At 49.8% G+C, this 582-nt stretch carries 2 protein-coding genes; both read left to right on the forward strand.

What is annotated here, in order from left to right:
- Positions 1-59 precede the first annotated feature (59 nt).
- Positions 60-311, forward strand: coding sequence for a hypothetical protein (locus DW49_RS0127855; RefSeq protein WP_024421558.1), 252 nt, complete (start codon positions 60-62; stop codon positions 309-311).
- A gap of 9 nt (positions 312-320) precedes the next feature.
- On the forward strand, positions 321-582 hold a 262-nt coding region (locus DW49_RS1000000131490; protein WP_024421559.1), incomplete at its 3' end, for a carbon storage regulator.

The raw sequence follows: 582 nt of genomic DNA on the forward strand, positions 1-582 counted from the left end.
TTTTTCAGAGTTTCCCTAGGTGGCCCAATACCTTGCTGGGCAATAGGAAAAAATTAGCCATGACCAATCTTAGTGAAGGGCTTCGTGCAACTGCCAGAAAATGGCGAAATGCTAACCAGGATCACCGTGGCGGCGTCGTGCTGATCTGGCAAGGCGCGGTGTACGGCTGGAAGGATTCCTTGCGTGACCCGAGCGATGAGAGCCCAGGCGTATACGCTGTGAATGAGGCAGATCACATTTTCATTGCCGAAGGCGGTGATGAGTACAACGGCGCGAAATGCTGGATAGCCGCTGTTTTGGACAACAAGTAGGAAAATCGTATGCTCTTTCTGACTCGCCGCGAAGGTGAAAATATTATGATTGGAGATGGTATTCATATCCAAGTCTTAAGCGTTTCAGAGGATGCTGGGAATGTACGCATCCAGATTGAAGCCCCGGATTTTGTCGCGGTCCAGTGTAGAGACGTTGATAGCGAAATGACCGATCGCAAGCCTGGCCCTGTCATTACTCATAAGCGCCGGTGGCGTTCGTTGGTCACTAGTGTACTGTTTTCGAAAAAAATCAGCCACCAACTAACGGAAA

This window comes from Pseudomonas avellanae BPIC 631 (assembly GCF_000444135.1).
GTDB classification, from domain to species: domain Bacteria; phylum Pseudomonadota; class Gammaproteobacteria; order Pseudomonadales; family Pseudomonadaceae; genus Aquipseudomonas; species Aquipseudomonas avellanae.

What these genes read in the sequence shown, in the direction of transcription:
- DW49_RS0127855 (WP_024421558.1), top strand. Translation starts at nt 60, where the DNA reads ATGACCAATCTTAGTGAAGGGCTTCGTGCAACTGCCAGAAAATGGCGA.